The sequence below is a fragment of the Raoultella sp. T31 genome, from assembly GCF_002806725.1.
GTDB lineage: Bacteria > Pseudomonadota > Gammaproteobacteria > Enterobacterales > Enterobacteriaceae > Klebsiella > Klebsiella electrica.
The window spans coordinates 110596-135413 of record NZ_PIBO01000002.1 but is presented as its reverse complement, the minus strand read 5'-3'; the positions used below and the strand labels follow the sequence as shown (position 1 = coordinate 135413).

Genomic DNA, 24818 nt, shown 5'->3' with positions numbered 1-24818 from the left:
TAATCGGTGTCCTGGGCGCCTTGCTGACGAGCATAAAAAAACCCGCGCAATGGCGCGGGTTTACTAGTCTTGCTGGAAGATGGCTTAACGCTGAACGTCGCCCAACAGCCTACCGCGCATAGTGGATGCGTTTAGTAGTAGTAGGCCGGTGAAACGAGTGGTGCGAATCATTAGGTCATGCTCCAGATGAAATCGATATGCTTTTAGAGTTACTGGATACGCGTTTTGATGTCAACCCCTGGCAAGGAAAAACCCTCTGTTTGCTACTGGAAGGCATTAGCTAATTATGCTGGTTAACGCGCATTTTTGCCGATGATAGTATCAGGGGGCAGGCTATCAGGAAAAAATTTTAAACGGGTCGCAGCGAGGCTGTTTCAGGCTGGAGTGAAGAAACGTGGATAGAGGGAAGAACGTATTGTAATGAAACCGGTAAATTTATGGGTTTTGTGAATCTTTTGGTGTGGAAGCCAGGGAGTCATCAATGATAGCCCGATGTCAGTTTAAGACAGAGGGCAAATTCATATTTTAATCCAGCTTAAATTAACATTCATCATGAGGATGTTGTTTGTTTTTGCTAATTATGAGTGCACTTAACATTATCAAGTAATCGATATGATTTAAGTGAATTAGGAATTTTCCCGATAATTTGACCGGTTTGGCGTTACTTATAATTTTGATAAATTCCTAAAATGCGTTCCTGCCCTTTTGTAAATGACATATGTATGGTAAATGATATTTCTTGTATTGATTACCGCATTTTTAAAAGGGAATTAAACGCGATGGTGGAACCGGGTATGATAATTGAAAATGCTGAGATGACACTCCCCTCCGGCGAGGATGTCAGCAAACCTCAGCTCAGAACGGTCGATCTTAATCTGCTTACCGTTTTTGATGCGGTAATGCAGGAGCAAAATATAACGCGGGCGGCGCATTCTCTGGGGATGTCTCAGCCTGCGGTGAGCAATGCCGTAGCGCGGCTGAAAGTGATGTTTAATGATGAGCTGTTTGTCCGTTATGGCCGGGGTATTCAGCCGACGGCTCGCGCATTTCAGCTATTTGGCTCAGTACGCCAGGCATTGCAACTGGTGCAAAATGAGCTACCGGGAGCCGGTTTTGAACCGATACACAGCGAGCGCATATTTAATCTCTGCATCTGTAGCCCGTTAGATAACTATCTTACTTCGATTATATTTAACAAAGTTAACGAAGTGGCGCCGAATATTCATTTAATTTTTAAAGCATCGCTTAATCAAAACACCGAACATCAATTACGTTATCAGGAAATAGAGTTTGTGGTTGGTTATGAGGAGTTTCGCCGCCCCGAGTTTGCCTGTGTGCCCTTGTTTAAAGATGAAATGATATTAGTGGCCAGCAGTAGACACCCGCGTATTTCCGGGCCAGTGATGGAAGCGGATATTTATCGTGAAGAACATGCGGTTGTGGCTTTGGATCGCTATGCTTCGTTCAGTCTGCCCTGGTATAGCTCTGTCAATAAGCAGACGCAAATTGCGTATCAAGGGAATGCCATGGTCAGCGTACTCAATGTGGTATCGCAAACTCACATGGTCGCCATTGCCCCGCGCTGGCTGGCGAGCGAGTATGCAGAAAGGCTGAACCTGCAATTATTGCCGTTACCGCTAAAAGTAAATAGCCGTACCTGCTATCTTTCCTGGCATGAGGCTGCCGGAAAAGACCGCGGTCATCAGTGGATGGAAGAGCTGCTGGTACGTATTTGCCAGCGCTAAATATAGCGCTATCCGGGCGGGAGCGGTCGCTCTCGCTTTATGTGATCAAAACCACAAAATATAGAATTTTATCCTGTTTGCCGACCCCGGCCAGCGCGTGCGGCAAGTGAAAAATGGATGAATTCCTGTCATCAGACAGTTTATCCGAGTAATTTCAGCGCTCGCTTCTTATTTATGAAGCTTTCAACCATGTTTCATAGAAAATTCTTATCTTTTATTCTTTTAGCGGCTCGCATACGCCTGAGGTCGCTAATTGCCTGCCCGTTGGCGAGCAGTTATGGTAAGAGCACGCAGTCCATTCACCTCAATGCCAGGCGTCGATTCCTGGCATTGTGCGAACGCGCGGAAATTGAATTCTGCTGCCGTTAGAAACAGTAAGCCTGGAGGCAAACCATGGAGATGTTGTCAGGAGCCGAGATGGTCGTCCAATCGCTTGTCGATCAGGGCGTCAAGCAAGTATTCGGCTATCCCGGAGGCGCGGTCCTCGATATCTATGATGCGTTGCATACCCTGGGGGGTATCGACCATATTCTGGTGCGCCATGAGCAGGCGGCGGTGCATATGGCGGACGGCCTTGCCCGCGCGACCGGCGAAGTGGGGGTTGTGCTGGTGACTTCGGGTCCGGGCGCGACGAATGCCATTACCGGTATCGCAACGGCATACATGGATTCTGTTCCGCTGGTGATTCTCTCCGGGCAGGTCGCGACTTCCCTGATCGGTTATGACGCCTTCCAGGAGTGCGATATGGTCGGTATCTCCCGGCCGGTGGTGAAACACAGTTTCCTGGTCAAGCAGACGGAAGATATTCCCGGCGTGCTGAAAAAAGCGTTCTGGCTGGCCGCCAGCGGGCGTCCAGGTCCGGTGGTTGTTGATTTACCAAAGGATATCCTCAATCCGGCGAACAAACTGCCGTACGCGTGGCCGGATACCGTCAGTATGCGTTCTTACAACCCGACAACCAGTGGTCATAAAGGACAAATTAAACGCGCTCTGCAGACGCTGGTGGCGGCAAAACATCCGGTTGTCTACGTCGGCGGCGGGGCGATTAACGCCGGATGTGAACAACAGCTGCGTACCCTGGTGGAAAAACTGAATCTGCCGGTGGCTTCGTCGCTGATGGGGCTCGGCGCGTTTCCGGCCACCCATTCTCAGGCTTTAGGGATGCTGGGGATGCATGGAACGTATGAAGCCAACATGACGATGCATCACTCCGATGTCATCTTTGCCGTCGGCGTGCGTTTTGACGATCGCACAACCAACAATCTGGCGAAGTACTGCCCGAATGCGACGGTGCTGCATATCGATATCGATCCGACCTCCATTTCGAAGACGGTCCCGGCTGATGTGCCGATCGTCGGCGACGCCCGTCTGGTGCTGGATCAGATGCTCGATCTCCTGGAGCAGGAAGAGGTGCAGCAGCCGCACGATGAGATCCGCGACTGGTGGCAGCAGATCGAGCAATGGCGCGCGCGCCACTGCCTGCAATACGATACGCAAAGCGGCAAGATCAAACCCCAGGCCGTCATCGAGACCATCTGGCGGCTGACCAACGGCGACGCCTACGTGACCTCCGATGTCGGTCAGCACCAGATGTTTGCCGCCCTTTACTATCCTTTCGACAAGCCAAGGCGGTGGATTAACTCAGGCGGCCTCGGCACGATGGGCTTCGGTTTGCCCGCCGCTCTCGGCGTGAAGATGGCGCTGCCGGAAGAGATGGTCGTTTGTGTGACCGGCGATGGCAGTATCCAGATGAATATTCAGGAGCTTTCCACCGCTTTACAGTATGAGCTGCCGGTGCTGGTGTTGAACCTGAACAACCGCTACCTCGGGATGGTGAAGCAGTGGCAGGATATGATCTATTCTGGTCGCCATTCACAATCTTATATGGAGTCCTTACCGGATTTCGTCCGGCTTGCGGAAGCCTACGGGCACGTAGGGATCCGCATCAGCGAACCGCAGGAGCTGGAGTCTAAGCTGGCCGAAGCGCTGGAGCAGGTGCGTAATCATCGTCTGGTCTTCGTTGATGTGACGGTGGACGGCAGCGAGCATGTGTATCCCATGCAGATCCGCGGCGGCGGCATGGATGAGATGTGGTTGAGCAAAACGGAGAGAACCTGATTATGCGCCGGATATTATCTGTCTTACTGGAAAACGAATCAGGCGCCTTATCACGCGTCATCGGTCTTTTCGCGCAGCGCGGCTATAACATTGAAAGCCTGACGGTCGCCCCCACCGACGATCCGACGCTTTCAAGAATGACTATCCAGACCGTGGGCGATGAGAAAGCCATCGAGCAAATTGAAAAACAGCTGCATAAGCTGGTGGATGTTCTGCGCGTCAGCGAACTGGGGCAGAATTCGCACGTTGAGCGTGAAATTATGCTGGTGAAAGTCCAGGCGAGCGGTTTTGGCCGTGAAGAGGTGAAGCGCAACACGGAGATTTTCCGCGGGCAAATCATCGATGTCACGCCGTCGCTGTATACCGTCCAGCTGGTAGGGACCAGCGATAAACTGGACGCTTTTCTGGCGTCCTTGCGCGATGTTGCGCGTATTGTCGAAGTGGCGCGCTCCGGTGTGGTCGGACTGTCGCGCGGCGACAAAATCATGCGCTGAGTTGCTGAAACTGACGTAAAAATAGCCCGACACAATCTGTCGGGTTATTTTTTTGCGAAATCGGTGGGAACTGGAGACAAAACCGGTTGCTGCGCTAACTATTCTGCGTTTAGATGTTATGAAAATGAATCCATAGCTGAAGAAAGGTTATGTTCTGTACTCATTACCCAAGGGGCAATTGTGAAACTGGATGAAATCGCCCGGCTGGCCGGTGTCTCGCGTACCACCGCTAGCTATGTGATTAACGGTAAAGCGAAACAGTACCGCGTCAGCGACAAAACGGTCGAAAAGGTGATGGCCGTCGTTCGTGAGCACAACTACCATCCGAATGCGGTCGCTGCCGGCTTGCGTGCAGGACGCACGCGTTCTATTGGCCTGGTGATTCCCGATCTGGAAAATACCAGCTATACCCGTATTGCTAACTATCTTGAGCGTCAGGCGCGCCAGCGCGGCTATCAGCTGCTGATTGCCTGTTCGGAAGATCAGCCTGATAACGAAATGCGCTGTATTGAGCATCTGTTACAGCGCCAGGTGGATGCGATTATCGTCTCGACGTCACTTCCGCCAGAGCATCCGTTCTATCAGCGCTGGGCCAACGATCCTTTCCCGATTGTCGCCCTTGACCGTGCGCTCGATCGCGAGCACTTCACCAGCGTTGTTGGCGCCGATCAGGATGATGCCGAAATGCTGGCCGCTGAACTGCGCAAATTCCCGGGGGAAAACGTTCTGTATCTTGGCGCGTTACCGGAGCTGTCGGTCAGTTTCCTGCGTGAACAGGGCTTCCGTACCGCGTGGAATGACGATCCGCGGGAAGTGCAGTATCTGTACGCCAACAGCTTTGAACGCGAAGCGGCAGGGCAGTTGTTTGAGAAATGGCTGGAAACACATCCCATGCCGCAGGCGCTGTTCACAACGTCATTTCCGCTGTTGCAGGGGGTGATGGACGTGACGCTGCGCCGGGAAGGGAAGCTGCCGTCCGAGCTGGCTATTGCGACCTTCGGCGACAATGAACTGCTCGATTTCCTGCAGTGCCCGGTACTGGCCGTGGCTCAGCGTCACCGCGATGTGGCTGAACGCGTGCTGGAAATTGTGCTCGCCAGCCTCGACGAACCGCGTAAGCCAAAACCGGGCTTAAGCCGTATCCGTCGTAATTTGTATCGCCGGGGAAGTTTGAATCGTCGCTGAGACGCCAGGCTATCGATCGCCTGCATTGGTGTGTGCTAAAAACCGGGAAATGGATGGCGTTACTCGCCAGACGAAAGTTGTCTGGCGATAATCCGTACTAATTACCATAAAAAAGTAAATTTGGATCGCTTTCAGACAAATCCCTAAACTTCTTTACGCATTATTTTGTTTTGTTCTGGCGTTGCCGCTTTTCGGCACCCGTTAGCGATAAAAAAAGTGAAATCAGTCTTTATTTGTATTATTTTGTTACATTCGTTAAGTTAATCGCTGAATTAACACTCATTTTACAGCCCATCACACGGTCATCTCCCCGCACCCCGCGGCAAGAGTGCTTCTCTGACGATAACAGGCACTGTTAACGGGCACCATAATCGCCTAAAATGCCGCTCGCGTCGCAAACTGACACTTTATATTTTCCCGCCGAAGATATTTTGTTGCTTTTAACTGTTACGAATTTGTTGGTTGTTTTCTTACACGTATTCATAGCGTTAATTTGCCTCGTTTGTTGATGATTATTTCATCAGGCCGGATATCGGCTGCAAATAATGGGTTTTTGAGCTTCGTTGGTATTCGTGCTGGCTTGACAAGCTTTTCCTCCGCTCCGTAAACTCCTTCTGGTGGGAATTTGTGGGTTAAAGTGGCGAAAAGGGGTGAGGCTGGCATGTTCCGTGGGGCAACGTTAGTCAATCTCGACAGCAAAGGCCGTCTGGCCGTACCGACGCGTTACCGCGACGGGCTGATCGAGGACGCTTCCGGTCAACTGGTTTGTACCATTGACATTCATCACCCGTGCCTGCTGCTTTACCCCTTGCCTGAATGGGAAATCATCGAGCAAAAATTGTCGCGTTTATCGAGCATGAATCCCGTTGAGCGGCGCGTGCAGCGTCTGCTTTTGGGTCATGCCAGCGAATGTCAGATGGATAATGCCGGGCGTCTGCTGATCGCGCCGGTGTTACGGCAGCATGCCGGGCTGACAAAAGAAGTGATGCTGGTCGGACAGTTCAATAAGTTTGAACTGTGGGATGAAACGACCTGGTATCAACGGGTCAAGGAAGATATCGACGCTGAACAGTCGTCTACCGACGCGTTGTCGGAGCGTCTGCAGGATTTGTCTCTATAACAACATGATGGAAAATTTTAAACATACTACGGTACTTCTGGATGAAGCGGTTAACGGCCTGAATATTCGTCCGGATGGTATCTACATTGATGGGACCTTTGGTCGCGGCGGTCACTCGCGCCTGATCCTTTCCCAACTGGGAGCGGAAGGACGCCTGCTGGCTATCGATCGCGATCCGCAGGCTATCGCCGTGGCGAAAACCATTGATGACCCTCGCTTTTCCATCGTACATGGACCTTTCTCAGCGCTGGCTGATTATGTCAGTGAGCGCGGACTAACTGGCCAGATCGACGGTATTCTTCTCGATCTTGGCGTCTCTTCACCTCAGCTTGACGACGCAGAGCGTGGCTTCTCGTTTATGCGCGATGGCCCGCTGGATATGCGTATGGACCCCACACGCGGCCAGTCTGCCGCCGAGTGGCTGCAGACGGCGGACGAAGCGGATATCGCCTGGGTGATTAAAACCTTCGGCGAAGAGCGCTTTGGCAAGCGCATCGCGCGCGCCATCGTCGAGCGTAACCGTATCGAGCCGATGACCCGCACGAAAGAGCTGGCGGAGGTGGTGACGGCGGCGACGCCGGTGAAGGACAAATTCAAACATCCCGCGACCCGTACCTTCCAGGCGGTGCGCATCTGGGTGAACAGTGAACTGGAGGAGATAGAGCAGGCGCTAAAAAGCTCGCTCAGCGTGCTGGCCCCGGGCGGGCGGCTTTCTGTTATCAGTTTCCACTCGCTGGAAGACCGTATTGTGAAGCGCTTTATGCGTGAGCAAAGCCGCGGTCCGCAGGTTCCGGCCGGGTTACCGATGACCGAGGCGCAGCTCAAAAAACTGGGCGGCCGCGAGTTGCGGGCACTAGGCAAGTTGATGCCGGGCGAAGAAGAGGTGGCAGAGAATCCACGGGCCCGTAGTTCAGTTCTGCGCATTGCAGAGAGGACGAACGCATGATCGGCAGAGTGACAGAAGCCTTAAGCAAAGTTAAAGGATCGTTAGGAAGCAACGAGCGCCATGCCTTGCCTGGCGTCATCGGGGACGATCTTCTGCGGTTTGGGAAACTGCCACTCTGTCTGTTCATTTGCATCATCATTACGGCGATTACCGTGGTGACGACGGCACACCATACCCGTCTGTTAACCGCGCAGCGTGAGCAACTGGTTCTGGAACGTGACGCGCTGGATATTGAATGGCGAAACCTGATCCTCGAAGAGAACGCGCTCGGCGATCATAGTCGGGTTGAGCGGATCGCGACCGAGAAGTTGCAGATGCAACACGTCGATCCATCACAAGAAAATATCGTTGTACAAAAATAAGGATTATTGCGACGCATGAAAGCAGCGCCGAAAACGCTAAAACCAAAACGTCAGGAAGAACAGGCCAGCTTTATTAGCTGGCGTTTTGCGTTGCTGTGCGGGTGCATTTTAATCGCGCTGGGTTTCCTGCTGGGCCGCGTGGCCTGGCTACAGGTGATCAGCCCGGACATGCTGGTCCGTCAGGGTGATATGCGTTCTTTACGCGTGCAGGAGGTCTCCACCGCCCGCGGAATGATTACTGACCGCTCCGGCCGCCCGCTGGCGGTGAGTGTGCCGGTGAAGGCTATCTGGGCAGACCCGAAAGAGCTGCACGATGCCGGCGGCGTCACCCTCGATAAGCGCTGGAAGGCGTTGGCCGATGCGTTAAACATGCCGCTGGATCAGCTGGCATCGCGCATCAACACCAACCCGAGAATGCGTTTTATCTATCTGGCGCGTCAGGTTAATCCTGATATGGCGGATTACATCAAGAAGCTGAAGCTGCCAGGGATTCACATGCGCGAAGAGTCGCGCCGTTACTACCCGTCAGGTGAAGTTACCGCTCACCTTATTGGTTTCACCAACGTCGATAGCCAGGGTATTGAAGGCGTCGAGAAGAGCTTTGATAAATGGCTGACCGGTCAACCCGGCGAACGTATTGTGCGTAAAGACCGCTACGGCCGCGTTATTGAAGATATCTCCTCCACCGACAGCCAGGCCGCGCACAATCTGGCGTTGAGTATCGATGAACGTCTGCAGGCGTTGGTTTATCGCGAACTGAATAATGCCGTGGCGTTTAACAAAGCGGAGTCGGGAAGTGCGGTTCTGGTCGATGTCAGCACTGGCGAAGTGCTGGCGATGGCGAACAGTCCCTCTTATAACCCGAATAATTTCTCCGGTACGGCGAAAGATATCATGCGTAACCGTGCCATCACCGACGTGTTTGAACCGGGTTCGACGGTCAAGCCGATGGTGGTGATGACGGCGCTGCAGCGCGGCATTGTGAACGAAAATACCGTACTGAATACCATTCCTTACCGAATTAACGGCCACGAGATCAAAGACGTGGCGCGCTATAGCGAATTGACCCTGACCGGGGTGCTACAGAAGTCGAGTAACGTCGGTGTTTCCAAACTGGCGTTAGCGATGCCGTCCTCAGCGTTAGTAGATACTTACTCACGTTTTGGACTCGGAAAAGCGACCAATTTGGGGTTGGTCGGAGAACGCAGTGGCTTATATCCTCAAAAACAACGGTGGTCTGACATAGAGAGGGCCACCTTTTCTTTCGGCTACGGGCTAATGGTAACGCCGTTACAGTTAGCGCGAGTCTATGCAACGATCGGCAGCTATGGCATCTATCGCCCGCTGTCGATTACCAAAGTTGATCCACCGGTTCCCGGTGAGCGCGTGTTCCCGGAACCTCTCGTTCGTACCGTCGTGCATATGATGGAAAGCGTGGCGCTGCCCGGCGGCGGCGGCGTGAAGGCGGCCATTAAGGGCTACCGCATCGCGATTAAAACCGGTACGGCGAAGAAAGTGGGGCCAGATGGCCGCTACATCAACAAATATATTGCTTACACCGCAGGCGTTGCGCCCGCCAGCCACCCGCGTTTTGCGCTGGTGGTGGTGATCAACGACCCGCAGGCGGGTAAATACTACGGCGGCGCCGTTTCCGCGCCGGTCTTCGGTGCCATCATGGGCGGCGTACTGCGCACCATGAACATCGAGCCGGATGCGTTGGCAACGGGCGAAAAAAGTGAATTTGTGATTAATCAAGGCGAGGGAACAGGTGGCAGATCGTAATTTGCGCGACCTTCTCGCTCCGTGGGTGCCAAATGCGCCGGAGCGAATTCTGCGAGAGATGACGCTGGACAGCCGGGTGGCTGCTTCCGGCGATCTCTTTGTCGCGGTATTAGGTCATCAGGCGGACGGGCGTCGTTATATCCCGCAGGCGATAGCGCAAGGTGTTGCTGCCATTATTGCAGAGGCCAAAGATGAGGCTGCTGACGGCGAAATCTGTGAAATGCACGGCGTGCCGGTCATCTATCTCAGCCAGCTCAACGAGCGCTTATCCGCGTTGGCCGGGCGTTTTTACCATCAGCCTTCAGAGCAACTGCGCCTGATTGGCGTCACCGGCACCAACGGTAAAACCACCACCACCCAGCTGCTGGCGCAGTGGGCCAACCTGCTCGGCGAAACCAGTGCGGTGATGGGCACGGTCGGCAACGGTCTGCTGGACAAAGTTATTCCGACGGAAAACACCACCGGTTCTGCGGTCGATGTTCAGCACGTGCTTTCAGGCCTCGCAGGGCAGGGCGCTACCTTTGCGGCCATGGAAGTCTCTTCCCACGGTCTGGTTCAGCACCGCGTGGCGGCGCTGCAGTTTGCCGCCTCGGTCTTTACTAACCTGAGCCGCGATCACCTGGATTATCACGGTGATATGGAACATTACGAAGCGGCAAAATGGCTGCTTTATTCCACTCATCATTGCGGACAGGCTATCGTCAACGCCGATGATGAAGTGGGTCGCCGCTGGCTGGAGAAGCTGCCGGACGCGGTTGCCGTATCGATGGAAGATCGCATCAACCCGAACTGTCACGGCCGCTGGTTGAAGGCAACGGCGGTGAACTACCACGATAGCGGCGCCACCATCCAGTTTGATTCCAGCTGGGGCAAGGGCGAAGTTGAAAGCCGTCTGATGGGCGCTTTTAACGTCAGCAACCTGCTGCTGGCGCTGGCCACGCTGCTGGCGCTGGGCTATCCGCTGGCTGAGTTGCTGAAAACCGCGGCTCGTCTGCAGCCGGTCTGCGGCCGAATGGAAGTGTTCAGCGCGCCGGGCAAACCGACCGTGGTGGTGGATTATGCCCATACCCCGGATGCGCTGGAAAAAGCGCTGCAGGCGGCGCGCCTGCACTGTAACGGCAAGCTGTGGTGCGTCTTCGGCTGCGGCGGCGATCGCGATAAAGGCAAACGTCCGCTGATGGGCGCTATCGCTGAAGAGTTCGCCGATATTGTGGTGGTGACCGATGACAACCCGCGTACCGAAGAGCCGCGCGCCATTATCAACGACATCCTCGCGGGCATGCTTGACGCCGGACACGCGAAGGTGAAAGAAGGTCGGGCTGAAGCGGTGACCAACGCCGTGATGCAGGCCGCGGAAGGCGATGTCGTGCTGGTCGCTGGCAAAGGTCATGAGGATTACCAGATTGTTGGCAATCGTCGTCTTGACTACTCCGATCGCGTGACCGTAGCCCGTCTGCTGGGAGCGGTAGCATGATTCGCTTGATGCTAAGCCAGCTCGCCGACGTGACGCGCGGCGAACTGCACGGTCGCGATCTGGCCATTGATGAGGTCACGTCGGACACCCGTAAGATCACGGCAGGCTGCCTGTTCGTTGCTTTAAAGGGCGAACGTTTTGATGCGCACGATTTTGCGCAGCAGGCGAAACAAGCCGGCGCTGGCGCGCTGCTGGTCAGCCGTCAGCTGGCGTGTGATTTACCGCAGGTGGTGGTGAAAGATACCCGCCTGGCCTTTGGCGAACTGGCGGCGTGGGTTCGCCAGCAGGTGCCGGCTCGCGTGGTGGCGCTGACCGGATCTTCCGGAAAAACGTCGGTGAAAGAGATGACGGCGGCGATCCTGAGCCAGTGCGGAAATACGCTGTATACCGCCGGTAACCTGAATAACGATATTGGCGTACCGATGACGCTGTTGCGTCTGACCAAAGAGCATCGCTATGCCGTCATTGAGTTAGGGGCCAATCATCAGGGCGAAATCGCCTGGACCGTCAGCCTGACGCGCCCGGAAGCCGCCCTGGTCAACAATCTGGCCGCCGCTCACCTTGAAGGTTTTGGTTCGCTGGCGGGCGTGGCGAAAGCGAAAGGCGAAATCTTTACCGGTCTGCCGGAAAACGGCATTGCCATCCTGAATGCTGACAATAACGACTGGCTGAACTGGCAAAGCGTCATCGGCGCGCGCAAGGTATGGCGTTTCTCGCCGAATGCGGCCAACAGCGATTTTACGGCTACCCAGATTCATATCACCAGCCACGGGACAGAATTTACGCTGCAAACCCCGCAGGGGAGCGTGGATGTGCTGCTGCCGCTGCCGGGGCGCCACAATATCGCCAATGCGCTGGCTGCTGCCTCGCTGGCGATGGCGGTGGGTGCCGACTTAAATGCGGTGAAGGCCGGTCTGGCACAGTTGCAAGCGGTACCGGGACGTCTGTTCCCTATCACGCTCGCGGAAAATCAGCTGCTGCTTGATGATTCCTACAATGCCAACGTCGGTTCAATGACCGCCGCGGTGCAGGTGCTGTCCGAGATGCCGGGCTACCGGGTGCTGGTCGTCGGCGATATGGCCGAGCTGGGTACCGAAAGCGAAGCGTGCCATCGCCAGGTGGGCGAGGCGGCAAAAGCGGCAGGGCTTGACCGCGTACTTAGCACCGGCGTGCTGAGCGCAGAGATTAGCCGCGCCAGCGGCGTGGGCGAGCATCTCAGCGATAAAGCGTCGCTGGTGGCTCGGCTGCGTGAGCTGACGGCGGAACATAAGATCATCACCATTTTAGTGAAGGGTTCACGTAGTGCCGCCATGGAAGAGGTAGTACGCGCATTACAGGAGAATGGAACATGTTAGTATGGCTGGCCGAACATCTGGTCAAATATTATTCCGGCTTTAACGTCTTTTCTTATCTGACGTTTCGCGCCATCGTCAGCCTGCTGACCGCGCTGTTCATCTCTTTGTGGATGGGCCCGCGCATGATAGCCCGTCTGCAAAAACTCTCTTTCGGCCAGGTCGTACGTAACGATGGTCCGGAATCACACTTCAGCAAACGCGGTACGCCGACCATGGGCGGGATCATGATCCTGACCGCTATTGTGGTCTCAGTCCTGCTGTGGGCTTACCCGTCCAACCCGTACGTATGGTGTGTTCTGACCGTACTGATCGGCTACGGCATCATCGGTTTCGTCGATGACTACCGCAAGGTGGTGCGTAAAGACACCAAAGGGTTGATCGCCCGCTGGAAGTACTTCTGGATGTCGGTGATTGCGCTGGGCGTGGCGTTCGCGCTGTATATGGCCGGTAAAGATACGCCAGCGACCGAGCTGGTTGTGCCGTTCTTTAAAGACATCATGCCGCAACTGGGGCTGTTGTACATTCTGCTGGCTTACTTCGTGATTGTCGGGACCGGCAATGCGGTCAACCTGACCGATGGTCTTGATGGCCTGGCGATTATGCCGACCGTGTTTGTGGCGGCGGGCTTCGCGCTGGTGGCATGGGCAACGGGCAACATGAACTTTGCCAACTATCTGCATATCCCTTATCTGCGCCACGCCGGGGAACTGGTTATCGTCTGTACGGCGATCGTCGGCGCGGGTCTTGGCTTTTTGTGGTTCAACACCTATCCGGCGCAGGTCTTTATGGGCGATGTCGGTTCCCTGGCCCTCGGCGGCGCGCTGGGCATCATTGCCGTGCTGCTGCGGCAGGAGTTCCTGCTGGTGATTATGGGTGGCGTATTCGTGGTGGAGACTCTGTCGGTTATTTTGCAGGTCGGTTCCTTCAAGCTGCGCGGTCAGCGCATCTTCCGTATGGCGCCGATTCACCACCACTATGAACTGAAGGGCTGGCCGGAGCCGCGCGTTATCGTGCGCTTCTGGATTATTTCGCTGATGCTGGTGCTGATTGGCCTGGCGACGCTGAAGGTACGTTAATCATGGCAGATTATCAGGGTAAAAAAGTCGTCATTATTGGCCTGGGGATGACCGGGCTGTCTTGCGTGGACTTTTTCATGGCGCGCGGCGTGACGCCGCGGGTGATGGATACCCGCGTCGCGCCTTCCGGGCTGGATAAGCTGCCGGAAGAGGTAGAACGCTACGTGGGGGGCCTGAATGAAGACTGGCTGCTGGCAGCGGATCTGATAGTGGCAAGCCCTGGTATCGCGCTGGCGCATCCTGCGCTGAGCGCGGCGGCGGATGCGGGCGTCGAAATCGTCGGTGACATTGAGCTGTTCTGTCGCGAAGCGCAGGCGCCGATTATCGCGATTACCGGCTCAAACGGGAAAAGCACCGTGACAACGCTGGTGGGCGAGATGGCGAAAGCGGCCGGCATGAATGTTGGCGTCGGCGGCAATATCGGCCTGCCGGCCCTGATGCTGCTCGATGCCGACCGCGAACTGTACGTTCTGGAACTCTCCAGCTTCCAGCTGGAAACCACCTCCAGTCTGCGGGCGGTTGCCGCGACGATCCTCAACGTGACCGAAGATCATATGGACCGCTACCCGCTGGGTCTGCAACAGTATCGTGCGGCCAAGCTGCGGGTGTATGAAAACGCGAAGAACTGCATCGTGAATGCCGACGACGGCTTGACGATGCCGGTGCGCGGCGCCGATGAGCGCTGCATCAGCTTCGGCGTTGATGTCGGCGACTATCATCTTAACCGCCAGCAGGGAGAAACCTGGCTGCGGGTGAAAGGTGAGAAGATCCTGAACGTCAAAGAGATGCACATCACCGGGCAACACAACTACAGCAATGCGCTGGCGGCATTGGCGCTGGCTGATGCTGCCGGACTGCCGCGGGCCAGCAGTCTCAAGGCGCTGACCACCTTTACCGGTCTGACGCATCGCTTCCAGCTGGTGCTGGAGCATAACGGCGTGCGCTGGATCAACGATTCCAAAGCCACCAACGTCGGCAGTACCGAGGCGGCGCTGAACGGACTGCATCTGGACGGCACTCTGTACCTGCTGCTGGGCGGCGATGGCAAATCCGCTGATTTCACGCCGCTGAAGCGTTATCTGGCGGGCGACAATATTCGCCTGTACTGCTTTGGTCGCGATGGCGATCAGCTGGCGGCACTGCGCCCGGAAGTGGCGACGCAAACCGGGACGATGGAAGAGGCGATGCGTCAGATTGCCCCGCTGCTGAAGTCGGGCGATATGGTGCTGTTATCGCCAGCTTGCGCCAGCCTCGATCAGTTTAAGAGTTTCGAACAACGGGGCGATGTCTTTGCCCGCCTGGCGAAGGAGTTAGGTTGATGCGTTTATCCCTCCCGCGCCTGAAAATGCCTCAGTGGAGACTGCCGCGCCTGCCGGGGATGTTTATCTTCGCCTGGCTGTTTGCGGCGCTGAAAGGCTGGGTGATGGGCTCGCGGCAGAAAGATAACGATAGCCTGGTCATGTATGACCGGATGCTGCTGTGGCTGACGTTTGGTCTGGCCGCCGTGGGTTTCATTATGGTGACCTCGGCTTCCATGCCGGTAGGGCAGCGGCTGGCCAACGATCCTTTTCTGTTCGCTAAGCGCGACGGGTTATACATTCTTCTGGCGCTGGGTCTGGCTCTGGTGACGCTGCGCCTGCCGATGGAGTTCTGGCAGCGGCACAGTACGGCGATGTTGATTGCTTCGATAGTCATGTTGCTGATCGTTCTGGTCGTCGGTAGCTCGGTAAACGGGGCATCGCGCTGGATTGCATTAGGTCCGCTGCGTATTCAGCCTGCGGAATTTACCAAGCTGTCGCTGTTCTGCTACATCGCCAACTATCTGGTGCGTAAAGGCGATGAGGTGCGCAATAACCTGCGCGGCTTCTTAAAGCCGATGGGCGTGATTTTCGTGCTGGCGATTCTGCTGCTGGCGCAGCCGGACCTCGGTACGGTCGTGGTGCTGTTCGTTACCACTCTGGCGATGCTGTTTCTCGGCGGCGCTAAGCTGTGGCAGTTCATCGCCATTATCGGCATGGGGATCTCGGCGGTGGTGCTGCTGATCCTTGCCGAACCGTATCGTATTCGCCGCGTCACTTCTTTCTGGAACCCGTGGGAAGACCCGTTTGGCAGCGGTTACCAGCTGACTCAGTCGCTGATGGCTTTCGGCCGCGGCGAAATGTGGGGGCAGGGCTTAGGCAACTCGGTACAGAAGCTGGAGTATTTACCGGAAGCGCATACCGATTTCATCTTCGCCATTATCGGCGAAGAACTCGGTTATATCGGTGTGGTACTGGCCCTATTAATGGTATTCTTCGTCGCTTTTCGCGCCATGTCGATTGGGCGTAAGGCGCTGGAGATTGATCATCGCTTTTCCGGCTTCCTGGCCTGCGCCATTGGAATCTGGTTTAGCTTCCAGGCGCTGGTTAACGTCGGGGCCGCGGCAGGCATGCTGCCGACGAAAGGCCTGACGCTGCCGCTTATCAGTTACGGCGGTTCCAGTTTGCTGATTATGTCGACAGCCATCATGTTGCTGTTGCGAATTGATTATGAAACGCGTCTGGAAAAAGCCCAGGCGTTTACACGGGGTGTTCGATGAGCGGTCAGGAAAAGCGGTTAATGGTGATGGCGGGCGGTACCGGTGGACATGTGTTCCCTGGGCTGGCGGTCGCGCACCATTTAATGGACCAGGGCTGGCAGGTTCGCTGGCTCGGCACCGCCGATCGTATGGAAGCGGATTTAGTGCCGAAACACGGCATTGAGATTGATTTTATCCGTATATCCGGCCTGCGCGGCAAAGGGCTGAAAGCGCTGCTGTTCGCGCCGGTACGTATCTTCAACGCCTGGCGTCAGGCGCGGGAGGTCATGAAGCGTTTCCAGCCGGACGTGGTGCTGGGGATGGGCGGTTACGTTTCCGGCCCTGGCGGCCTGGCGGCCTGGTCGCTGGGTATCCCGGTGGTGCTGCATGAGCAAAACGGCATTGCTGGCCTGACAAACAAATGGCTGGCAAAGATCGCGAAGAGGGTGTTGCAGGCGTTCCCAGGTGCGTTTCCGCATGCTGATGTGGTGGGCAACCCGGTGCGTACCGATGTGCTGGCGCTGCCGTTACCGGAACAGCGCCTGGTCGGGCGCCAGGGGGCGATCCGTGTGCTGGTAGTGGGCGGCTCGCAGGGGGCCCGCGTCCTGAACCAGACGATGCCACAGGTGGCGGGGAAACTGGGTTCGGCGGTCACTATCTGGCATCAAAGCGGGAAAGGCGGCCAGCAGACGGTGCAGCAGGCCTATGCGGATGCCGGGCAGCCACAGCATAAAGTGACTGAGTTTATTGATGACATGGCGGCGGCGTATGCCTGGGCCGATGTTGTTGTGTGTCGTTCCGGTGCGCTGACGGTGAGTGAAATTGCCGCAGCAGGTTTACCGGCGTTATTTGTGCCGTTTCAGCACAAGGATCGTCAGCAGTACTGGAATGCCCTGCCGCTGGAGAAAGCGGGCGCGGCGAAAATTCTCGAACAGCCTCAGTTCACCGTCGATGCCGTTGTGCAGACGCTGGCTGGCTGGGATCGGGAAACGCTGCTGGATATGGCGGAACGAGCGCGTAGAGCCTCGATTCCGGATGCTACCGAACGGGTAGCGGAAGAAGTGAGCGCTGTAGCACTGGCGCGCTAATCGCGGTGAATCCCACCGCCCGTATAAAGAAGTTGATGGCGTAAAGAATGAATACACAAGATCTGGCGAAACTGCGTTCCATAGTGCCCGAGATGCGTCGCGTCCGGCATATTCACTTTGTTGGCATCGGTGGTGCCGGTATGGGCGGTATTGCCGAAGTTCTGGCTAATGAAGGCTACCAGATTAGCGGTTCCGACCTGGCGCCGAATCCGGTTACGCAACAACTGTCGCAACTTGGCGCCACGATCTATTTCAATCATCGCCCGGAAAACGTTCGCGATGCGAGCGTGGTTGTCGTTTCCAGCGCAATCTCTGCGGAAAACCCGGAGATTGTTGCCGCGCATGAAGCGCGTATTCCGGTCATTCGCCGCGCGGAAATGCTGGCGGAGCTGATGCGTTTTCGTCATGGCATTGCGATTGCCGGCACCCACGGCAAAACCACGACCACGGCGATGGTCTCCAGTATTTATGCGGAAGCCGGTCTTGATCCCACTTTCGTCAACGGTGGGCTGGTTAAAGCGGCAGGCGTTCACGCCCGCCTCGGCCATAGCCGCTATCTGATTGCGGAAGCCGATGAGAGCGATGCGTCGTTCCTGCATCTGCAGCCGATGGTCGCGATTGTGACCAATATTGAAGCCGATCACATGGATACCTATCATGGCGACTTCGAAAACCTGAAGCAGACGTTTATTAACTTCCTGCACAACCTGCCGTTCTACGGACGTGCGGTGATGTGCGTGGATGACCCGGTGATTCGTGAACTGCTGCCGCGCGTGGGCCGTCAGATAACTACCTACGGTTTTAGCGAAGATGCTGACGTGCGCGTTGAGGATTATCGTCAGGTCGGCGCCCAGGGCCACTTCCGTCTGATTCGTCAGGATAAAGAGGTGCTGCAGGTGACCCTGAATGCGCCCGGTCGTCATAATGCGCTGAACGCGGCGGCGGCGGTTGCGGTCGCGACGGAAGAGGGAATTGAGGACAGCGCGATCCTGCGGGCGCTGGAAAGTTTTCAGGGAACCGGCCGTCGCTTTGATTTTCTCGGTGAATATCCGCTGGCTGAGGTCAATGGCAAAAGCGGCAGCGCGATGCTGATCGATGACTATGGCCATCATCCGACAGAAGTCGATGCCACTATTAAAGCAGCACGCGCCGGCTGGCCGGATAAAAATCTGGTGATGTTGTTCCAGCCGCACCGTTTTACGCGTACGCGCGATCTGTATGACGATTTCGCTAACGTACTGACTCAGGTTGATGCGCTGCTGATGCTGGACGTCTATTCCGCCGGTGAAGCGCCGATTCCTGGCGCCGACAGCCGTTCGCTGTGCCGTACGATTCGTGGTCGTGGCAAGGTGGATCCGATTCTGCTTTCCGATCCGGCGCAGGCCGCTCAGATGCTGGCATCGGTGCTGACCGGCAATGACCTGATTCTGGTGCAGGGCGCGGGCAACATCGGAAAAATCGCCCGTCACCTGGCTGAAATCAAGCTCGTGCCGCAAAAAGCGGAGGGGGAGCGCCATGGCTGATAAAATCGCGGTTCTTTTCGGTGGTACCTCTGCTGAGCGCGAAGTGTCGCTCAATTCAGGGGCTGCGGTACTGGCAGGCCTGCGTGAAGCTGGTGTGGATGCGCACCCTGTCGATCCGCGCGACGTAGATGTTACCCGGCTGAAAGCGCAGGGCTTTAAGAAAGCGTTTATTGCGTTGCATGGTCGCGGTGGGGAAGATGGAACGTTGCAGGGGCTGCTGGAGCTGATTCAGTTGCCCTACACCGGCAGCGGCGTGATGGCGTCGGCGATTTCCATGGACAAAGTTCGCAGCAAATTGTTGTGGCAGGGCGCGGGTTTACCGGTCGCGCCATGGGTGGCGCTGACGCGGGCACAGTTCAATGCTGGCCTGTCTGCTGAGGTTGAACAGCAGATTGCCGCACTGGGTCTGCCATTGATTGTTAAACCGGCTTGCGAAGGTTCGAGCGTCGGGATGTCGAAAGTCAGCGAAAGTTGTGCATTACATGATGCATTGACGCTGGCTTTTCAGCATGATGAAGATGTTCTGATTGAGAAATGGCTTAGTGGGCCTGAATTCACCGTCGCTATCGTCGGTGAAGAAATTTTACCGTCAATTCGTATCCAGGTGGCTGGAACCTTCTATGATTATGAGGCGAAGTATCTCTCTGATGAGACGCAATATTTCTGCCCTGGTTGTGAAGATCCCGCCCGTGAGTCAGAAATTCAGGCCCTGGTAGTTAAAGCCTGGAATGTTCTCGGCTGTAAAGGCTGGGGACGTATTGACGTGATGCTGGACAGCGATGGCCAGTTTTATTTGCTGGAAGCCAATACTTCCCCTGGCATGACCAGCCACAGCCTGGTGCCGATGGCGGCGCGTCAGGCGGGGATGAGCTTCTCGCAGCTTGTTGTTCGAATTCTGGACCTGGCGGGGTGATATGTCGCAGGCTGCGCTGAATACGCGGAACCACGAAGAAGAGGAAGCCTCTTCTTCGCGTCGCAGTAATGGAACTCGTCTGGCCGGGATTGTCTTCCTGCTGACGGTGCTATGTACCGTGTTGGTCAGCGGGTGGATGGTTCTGGGCTGGATGGAGGATGCACAGCGCTTACCTCTGTCCAGGATGGTGGTAACCGGCGAGCGTCACTACACGCGCAACGATGATATCCGCCAGGCGATTCTGGCGCTGGGTTCGCCGGGGACCTTTATGACTCAGGATGTCAACATCATCCAGAGTCAGATTGAGCGTCTGCCGTGGATTAAGCAGGCGAGCGTCAGAAAGCAGTGGCCGGACGAATTGAAGATTCATCTGGTTGAATATGTGCCGATTGCGCGTTGGAATGATCAACATATGGTCGATGTAGAAGGGAATTCCTTCAGCGTCCCGGCGGATCGCACCAATAAGCAGAATTTACCGATGTTGTATGGCCCGGAAGGCAGTGAGAACGAAGTGTTGCAGGGGTATCGCGACATGGGGCAGGTGCTGGCAAAGGATAAGTTCACGTTGAAAGTGGCGGCGATGACCGCACGTCGCTCCTGGCAGTTGACGCTGAATAACGATATTAAGCTCAACCTTGGCCGAGGCGATACCATGAAACGGCTTCAGCGCTTTATGGAACTCTACCCGGTTCTACAGCAGCAAGCGCAGACCGACGGCAAACGGATTAGCTACGTTGATTTGCGTTATGACTCTGGCGCGGCGGTAGGCTGGGTACCTGCTCCCGCAGAGGAAACTAATCAACAACAGAATCAGGCACAGGCAGAACAACAATGATCAAGGCGACGGACAGAAAACTGGTAGTTGGACTGGAGATTGGCACCGCGAAGGTTGCCGCTTTAGTAGGGGAAGTTCTGCCCGACGGCGTGGTCAATATCATTGGCGTGGGCAGCTGCCCATCGCGTGGTATGGATAAAGGCGGGGTTAACGACCTGGAATCCGTGGTGAAATGCGTTCAGCGCGCCATTGATCAGGCCGAACTGATGGCGGATTGCCAGATTTCGTCAGTGTATCTGGCGCTTTCAGGTAAACATATTAGCTGTCAAAATGAAATTGGCATGGTGCCGATTTCAGAAGAAGAAGTCACGCTGGACGACGTTGAGAACGTGGTGCATACCGCGAAATCGGTCCGCGTGCGCGATGAGCATCGTGTCCTGCACGTTATCCCGCAGGAATATGCAATCGACTACCAGGAAGGGATCAAAAACCCGGTGGGCCTGTCCGGCGTACGTATGCAGGCAAAAGTCCATCTGATTACCTGCCATAACGATATGGCGAAAAATATTGTTAAAGCGGTGGAACGTTGCGGTCTGAAAGTGGACCAACTCATTTTTGCCGGTTTAGCGGCCAGTTATTCCGTGTTGACGGAAGATGAACGTGAGCTGGGTGTCTGCGTTGTGGACATCGGCGGTGGTACAATGGATATCGCCGTCTATACCGGCGGTGCGCTGCGTCATACCAAAGTGATCCCCTATGCGGGCAACGTGGTCACCAGCGACATCGCCTACGCTTTCGGAACGCCGCCGAGCGATGCCGAAGCGATTAAAGTTCGCCATGGTTGCGCGCTGGGTTCCATTGTCGGTAAAGACGAGAACGTCGAAGTACCGAGCGTCGGCGGGCGTCCGCCGCGTAGTCTGCAGCGCCAGACGCTGGCAGAGGTGATTGAGCCGCGTTATACCGAGCTGCTCAACCTGGTGAATGAAGAGATCCTGCAACTGCAAGAGCAGCTGCGCCAGCAAGGGGTGAAGCACCATCTGGCGGCAGGGATTGTTTTAACGGGCGGCGCCGCGCAAATTGAAGGTCTTGCCGCCTGTGCTCAGCGCGTGTTCCATACGCAGGTTCGTATTGGCGCGCCGCTGAATATTACCGGTTTAACGGATTATGCCCAGGAGCCGTATTATTCGACGGCGGTTGGGTTGCTGCACTACGGGAAGGAATCTCATCTCAGTGGTGAAGCAGAAGTGGAAAAACGCGTAACTGCATCAGTTGGCTCGTGGATTAAGCGACTTAATAGCTGGCTGCGAAAAGAGTTTTAATTTTTTAAGTGGACGCAGAAAATTAGCGTTCTCAGGCGACAGGCACAAAACGGAGAGAAACTATGTTTGAACCTATGGAACTGACCAACGACGCGGTGATTAAAGTCATCGGCGTCGGTGGCGGCGGTGGCAATGCCGTCGAACACATGGTACGCGAGCGTATCGAAGGTGTGGAATTCTTTGCGGTGAACACCGACGCGCAGGCGCTGCGTAAAACGGCTGTTGGCCAGACAATTCAGATCGGTAGCGGGATTACCAAAGGTCTGGGTGCCGGTGCAAACCCGGAAGTCGGTCGCAATGCGGCTGATGAAGACCGTGAAGCGCTGCGTGCTGCTCTTGATGGCGCAGACATGGTGTTTATTGCCGCAGGTATGGGTGGCGGTACCGGTACCGGCGCCGCGCCAGTCGTCGCTGAAGTAGCGAAAGATCTGGGCATCCTGACCGTGGCGGTGGTCACTAAGCCGTTTAATTTTGAAGGCAAGAAGCGCATGGCGTTCGCCGAGCAGGGGATCACTGAGCTGTCCAAGCACGTGGACTCGCTGATCACTATTCCGAACGATAAGCTGCTGAAAGTTCTCGGCCGCGGCATCTCTCTGCTGGATGCTTTCGGCGCAGCAAACGATGTGCTGAAAGGCGCAGTACAGGGTATCGCCGAACTGATTACCCGTCCGGGTCTGATGAACGTCGACTTTGCGGATGTGCGTACCGTGATGTCCGAAATGGGCTATGCGATGATGGGCTCCGGCGTAGCGAGCGGTGAAGACCGTGCGGAAGAAGCGGCTGAAATGGCCATCTCTTCTCCGCTGCTGGAAGATATCGATCTGTCCGGCGCGCGCGGCGTTCTGGTCAACATTACGGCTGGCTTCGATCTGCGTCTGGATGAGTTCGAAACCGTCGGTAACACTATCCGTGCTTTCGCTTCGGATAATGCGACCGTGGTTATCGGTACGTCCCTTGACCCGGATATGAACGACGAACTGCGTGTGACCGTTGTGGCCACCGGTATCGGTATGGACAAGCGTCCGGAAATTACCCTGGTGACCAACAAACAGGTTCAGCAGCCGGTTATGGATCGCTACCAGCAGCACGGTATGGCTCCGTTAACGCAAGAGCAGAAACCGGTTGCGAAAGTGGTGAACGACAACACGCCGCAAACTGCGAAAGAGCCGGATTATCTGGATATCCCAGCGTTCCTGCGTAAGCAAGCCGATTAAGAATTGGCTGGAAGTTGGGCATCAGCGCTCTTTGTGCTAAACTGCCCTCCCGAATGTATTGTACACTTCGGTTGGATAGGTAACTTGGCGAGATTATACGATGATCAAACAAAGGACTCTTAAACGTATCGTTCAGGCGACTGGCGTCGGTTTGCATACCGGCAAGAAAGTCACCCTGACGTTACGCCCTGCGCCGGCAAATACCGGGGTCATCTATCGTCGCACCGACTTGAATCCACCGGTTGATTTTCCGGCTGATGCCAAATCTGTGCGTGATACCATGCTCTGTACTTGCCTGGTGAACGAGCATGACGTGCGGATTTCAACGGTCGAGCACCTGAATGCCGCATTGGCGGGCCTTGGCATTGACAACATCGTTGTTGAAGTCGATGCGCCGGAAATTCCAATTATGGATGGTAGCGCTGCGCCGTTCGTTTATTTGCTGCTGGACGCCGGCATCGATGAGCTGAACTGTGCCAAGAAATTTGTCCGCATCAAAGAGACCGTTCGGGTCGAAGATGGCGACAAATGGGCTGAATTCAAGCCGTTCAATGGTTTTTCGTTGGATTTTACCATCGATTTTAACCACCCGGCGATTGATGCAAGCAGCCAGCGCTATGCGATGAACTTCTCTGCCGATGCATTTATGCGCCAGATTAGTCGCGCTCGTACTTTTGGTTTTATGCGTGATATCGAATATCTGCAGTCCCGCGGCCTGTGCCTGGGCGGCAGCTTCGATTGTGCCATCGTTGTTGACGATTATCGCGTATTGAACGAAGACGGTCTGCGCTTTGAAGATGAGTTTGTCCGTCACAAAATGCTGGATGCGATTGGCGACCTGTTTATGTGTGGTCACAATATCATCGGTGCATTCACGGCGTTCAAGTCAGGTCACGCGTTGAATAACAAACTGCTGCAGGCTGTTCTGGCAAAACAGGAAGCCTGGGAGTATGTGACTTTCGAAGACGAAGCAGAAATGCCGCTGGCATTCCGCGCACCGTCAATGGTTATGGCATAAGCCTGACCATTCAGTAAAACAGACTGGTAACCTGGTACTCTCTCCGACCAGGGGGCCAGTCTTTTTTCTTTTTTTTGCCTCCCTCTGCCGGTTCTGTCCTGATTCTGCGGCGCTGTTCATTGTGCGTTCGCTGATTTATTGAACGTTTTTGCCTTGCCGCAACCGTCATTCCTGCTGCTGTCGTGCAGTATTAATGGTAGTATTTGGGCGCAAAAAATATTTCCTCGGGTTGCTTCAACTAAAGGTAACGTACGTGAGTGGATTGCTGACGCGCTGGCGACAGTTTGGCAGACGGTATTTCTGGCCGCATCTCCTGTTGGGGATGGTCGCGGCTGGCTTTGGCCTGCCCGCGCTTAGCAACAGCCACGAAACGGCTTCGCCGACCAAAACCACGGCCAGCAACCACAGCCCGAATAAAGTCAATTTCTCCCAGCTGGCGCTGCTGGACGCCAGCCGTCGACCTAACTTTACCGTCGATTACTGGCATCAGCATGCTATCCGCACGGTCATCCGCCATCTCTCATTTGCGATGGCACCGCAAGCGTTGCCGGTTGCCGAAGCGTCTTCGCCATTCCAGGCGCAGCATCTGGCTTTACTTGACACGCTCAGCGCCCTGCTGACGCAGGAGAGCAAACCGCCGGTGATTGTTCGCCAGGCGGCTTACACCCCGTCCCATTCTGCATTTTCTGTCTCGGCCTGGATTAGCCAGGTGGCAGGGATTCGCGCAGGACCTCAACGCCTCAGCTGAACTAAA

The 24818-nt window shown here is 55.6% G+C and carries 22 protein-coding genes; 21 read left to right on the top strand and 1 reads right to left on the bottom strand.

The window, feature by feature from the left end; genetic code table 11:
- Positions 1–84: 84 nt before the first annotated feature.
- Positions 85–171 (bottom strand): leu operon leader peptide, encoded by an 87-nt coding sequence (leuL, locus tag CWM52_RS02125; protein ID WP_049267590.1) that lies wholly within the window; start codon positions 169–171, stop codon positions 85–87.
- 608 nt (positions 172–779) lie between these two features.
- Between leuL and leuO the strand changes: the two genes are divergently transcribed.
- From leuO to secM, 21 genes are all read left to right on the top strand, one after another.
- Positions 780–1745 (top strand): transcriptional regulator LeuO, encoded by a 966-nt coding sequence (gene leuO / locus CWM52_RS02120; RefSeq protein WP_407081266.1) that lies wholly within the window; start codon positions 780–782, stop codon positions 1743–1745.
- Positions 1746–2138: 393 nt separating this feature from the next.
- A complete protein-coding gene (ilvI, locus tag CWM52_RS02115) occupies positions 2139–3863 on the top strand; it encodes an acetolactate synthase 3 large subunit (protein ID WP_100682571.1) in 1725 nt (574 codons plus the stop codon).
- 2 nt (positions 3864–3865) lie between these two features.
- A complete protein-coding gene (gene ilvN, locus CWM52_RS02110; protein WP_100682570.1) occupies positions 3866–4357 on the top strand; it encodes an acetolactate synthase small subunit in 492 nt (163 codons plus the stop codon).
- Between the two features lie 180 nt (positions 4358–4537).
- Positions 4538–5542, top strand: coding sequence for a catabolite repressor/activator (gene cra / locus CWM52_RS02105; protein ID WP_004857845.1), 1005 nt, complete (start codon positions 4538–4540; stop codon positions 5540–5542).
- 661 nt (positions 5543–6203) lie between these two features.
- The gene (gene mraZ / locus CWM52_RS02095; protein ID WP_004857850.1) at positions 6204–6662 is read left to right on the top strand and encodes a division/cell wall cluster transcriptional repressor MraZ; all 459 of its coding nucleotides are present in this window, start codon (positions 6204–6206) and stop codon (positions 6660–6662) included.
- A gap of 4 nt (positions 6663–6666) precedes the next feature.
- Positions 6667–7608, top strand: coding sequence for a 16S rRNA (cytosine(1402)-N(4))-methyltransferase RsmH (gene rsmH, locus CWM52_RS02090; protein ID WP_100682569.1), 942 nt, complete (start codon positions 6667–6669; stop codon positions 7606–7608).
- The gene (ftsL, locus tag CWM52_RS02085) at positions 7605–7970 is read left to right on the top strand and encodes a cell division protein FtsL (protein ID WP_004857854.1); all 366 of its coding nucleotides are present in this window, start codon (positions 7605–7607) and stop codon (positions 7968–7970) included. The genes rsmH and ftsL overlap by 4 nt, the downstream gene beginning before the upstream one ends.
- Positions 7971–7985: 15 nt before the next feature.
- On the top strand, positions 7986–9752 hold the full coding sequence (locus CWM52_RS02080; RefSeq protein WP_100682568.1) for a peptidoglycan glycosyltransferase FtsI: 1767 nt from the start codon (positions 7986–7988) through the stop codon (positions 9750–9752).
- Positions 9739–11226, top strand: coding sequence for a UDP-N-acetylmuramoyl-L-alanyl-D-glutamate--2,6-diaminopimelate ligase (murE, locus tag CWM52_RS02075; RefSeq protein ID WP_100682567.1), 1488 nt, complete (start codon positions 9739–9741; stop codon positions 11224–11226). The genes CWM52_RS02080 and murE overlap by 14 nt, the downstream gene beginning before the upstream one ends.
- The gene (gene murF, locus CWM52_RS02070) at positions 11223–12581 is read left to right on the top strand and encodes a UDP-N-acetylmuramoyl-tripeptide--D-alanyl-D-alanine ligase (RefSeq protein ID WP_100682566.1); all 1359 of its coding nucleotides are present in this window, start codon (positions 11223–11225) and stop codon (positions 12579–12581) included. The genes murE and murF overlap by 4 nt, the downstream gene beginning before the upstream one ends.
- Positions 12575–13657 carry a phospho-N-acetylmuramoyl-pentapeptide-transferase gene (gene mraY, locus CWM52_RS02065; RefSeq protein ID WP_100682565.1) on the top strand — a complete coding sequence of 361 codons (1083 nt, stop codon included), beginning with the start codon at positions 12575–12577 and terminating at the stop codon, positions 13655–13657. The genes murF and mraY overlap by 7 nt, the downstream gene beginning before the upstream one ends.
- Before the next feature lie 2 nt (positions 13658–13659).
- Complete coding sequence (gene murD, locus CWM52_RS02060; protein ID WP_100682564.1) at positions 13660–14976, top strand: UDP-N-acetylmuramoyl-L-alanine--D-glutamate ligase; 1317 nt, start codon at positions 13660–13662, stop codon at positions 14974–14976.
- Entirely contained in the window at positions 14976–16235 is a 1260-nt protein-coding gene (gene ftsW / locus CWM52_RS02055; RefSeq protein WP_100682563.1) for a cell division protein FtsW, read from the top strand. The genes murD and ftsW overlap by 1 nt, the downstream gene beginning before the upstream one ends.
- Positions 16232–17302, top strand: coding sequence for an undecaprenyldiphospho-muramoylpentapeptide beta-N-acetylglucosaminyltransferase (gene murG, locus CWM52_RS02050; RefSeq protein WP_100682562.1), 1071 nt, complete (start codon positions 16232–16234; stop codon positions 17300–17302). Before ftsW ends, murG begins: the two co-directional genes overlap by 4 nt.
- Before the next feature lie 47 nt (positions 17303–17349).
- Positions 17350–18825: a UDP-N-acetylmuramate--L-alanine ligase gene (gene murC, locus CWM52_RS02045; protein WP_100682561.1), complete on the top strand. Its 1476-nt coding sequence runs from the start codon at positions 17350–17352 to the stop codon at positions 18823–18825.
- Entirely contained in the window at positions 18818–19738 is a 921-nt protein-coding gene (locus CWM52_RS02040) for a D-alanine--D-alanine ligase (protein WP_100682560.1), read from the top strand. Before murC ends, CWM52_RS02040 begins: the two co-directional genes overlap by 8 nt.
- 1 nt (position 19739) lies before the next feature.
- Entirely contained in the window at positions 19740–20573 is an 834-nt protein-coding gene (gene ftsQ, locus CWM52_RS02035) for a cell division protein FtsQ (protein WP_004857878.1), read from the top strand.
- Entirely contained in the window at positions 20570–21832 is a 1263-nt protein-coding gene (gene ftsA, locus CWM52_RS02030) for a cell division protein FtsA (RefSeq protein ID WP_004857881.1), read from the top strand. Before ftsQ ends, ftsA begins: the two co-directional genes overlap by 4 nt.
- A 62-nt stretch (positions 21833–21894) precedes the next feature.
- The gene (ftsZ, locus tag CWM52_RS02025; protein WP_004857884.1) at positions 21895–23046 is read left to right on the top strand and encodes a cell division protein FtsZ; all 1152 of its coding nucleotides are present in this window, start codon (positions 21895–21897) and stop codon (positions 23044–23046) included.
- 100 nt (positions 23047–23146) lie between these two features.
- The gene (gene lpxC / locus CWM52_RS02020; RefSeq protein WP_100682559.1) at positions 23147–24064 is read left to right on the top strand and encodes a UDP-3-O-acyl-N-acetylglucosamine deacetylase; all 918 of its coding nucleotides are present in this window, start codon (positions 23147–23149) and stop codon (positions 24062–24064) included.
- Positions 24065–24317: 253 nt separating this feature from the next.
- On the top strand, positions 24318–24812 hold the full coding sequence (gene secM / locus CWM52_RS02015; RefSeq protein ID WP_100682558.1) for a secA translation cis-regulator SecM: 495 nt from the start codon (positions 24318–24320) through the stop codon (positions 24810–24812).
- Positions 24813–24818: the final 6 nt, after the last annotated feature.

Excerpts from the sequence above, each read along its gene's own strand:
- leuO (WP_407081266.1), top strand. The coding sequence starts at position 780 with ATGGTGGAACCGGGTATGATAATTGAAAATGCTGAGATGACACTCCCC.
- lpxC (WP_100682559.1), top strand. The coding sequence starts at position 23,147 with ATGATCAAACAAAGGACTCTTAAACGTATCGTTCAGGCGACTGGCGTC.
- ftsA (WP_004857881.1), top strand. The coding sequence starts at position 20,570 with ATGATCAAGGCGACGGACAGAAAACTGGTAGTTGGACTGGAGATTGGC.
- CWM52_RS02080 (WP_100682568.1), top strand. The coding sequence starts at position 7,986 with ATGAAAGCAGCGCCGAAAACGCTAAAACCAAAACGTCAGGAAGAACAG.
- ftsW (WP_100682563.1), top strand. The coding sequence starts at position 14,976 with ATGCGTTTATCCCTCCCGCGCCTGAAAATGCCTCAGTGGAGACTGCCG.
- rsmH (WP_100682569.1), top strand. The coding sequence starts at position 6,667 with ATGATGGAAAATTTTAAACATACTACGGTACTTCTGGATGAAGCGGTT.
- leuL (WP_049267590.1), bottom strand. The coding sequence starts at position 171 with ATGATTCGCACCACTCGTTTCACCGGCCTACTACTACTAAACGCATCC.
- murD (WP_100682564.1), top strand. The coding sequence starts at position 13,660 with ATGGCAGATTATCAGGGTAAAAAAGTCGTCATTATTGGCCTGGGGATG.
- ftsZ (WP_004857884.1), top strand. The coding sequence starts at position 21,895 with ATGTTTGAACCTATGGAACTGACCAACGACGCGGTGATTAAAGTCATC.
- murG (WP_100682562.1), top strand. The coding sequence starts at position 16,232 with ATGAGCGGTCAGGAAAAGCGGTTAATGGTGATGGCGGGCGGTACCGGT.
- murC (WP_100682561.1), top strand. The coding sequence starts at position 17,350 with ATGAATACACAAGATCTGGCGAAACTGCGTTCCATAGTGCCCGAGATG.
- murF (WP_100682566.1), top strand. The coding sequence starts at position 11,223 with ATGATTCGCTTGATGCTAAGCCAGCTCGCCGACGTGACGCGCGGCGAA.
- ilvI (WP_100682571.1), top strand. The coding sequence starts at position 2,139 with ATGGAGATGTTGTCAGGAGCCGAGATGGTCGTCCAATCGCTTGTCGAT.
- ftsL (WP_004857854.1), top strand. The coding sequence starts at position 7,605 with ATGATCGGCAGAGTGACAGAAGCCTTAAGCAAAGTTAAAGGATCGTTA.
- CWM52_RS02040 (WP_100682560.1), top strand. The coding sequence starts at position 18,818 with ATGGCTGATAAAATCGCGGTTCTTTTCGGTGGTACCTCTGCTGAGCGC.
- mraY (WP_100682565.1), top strand. The coding sequence starts at position 12,575 with ATGTTAGTATGGCTGGCCGAACATCTGGTCAAATATTATTCCGGCTTT.
- ftsQ (WP_004857878.1), top strand. The coding sequence starts at position 19,740 with ATGTCGCAGGCTGCGCTGAATACGCGGAACCACGAAGAAGAGGAAGCC.
- ilvN (WP_100682570.1), top strand. The coding sequence starts at position 3,866 with ATGCGCCGGATATTATCTGTCTTACTGGAAAACGAATCAGGCGCCTTA.
- mraZ (WP_004857850.1), top strand. The coding sequence starts at position 6,204 with ATGTTCCGTGGGGCAACGTTAGTCAATCTCGACAGCAAAGGCCGTCTG.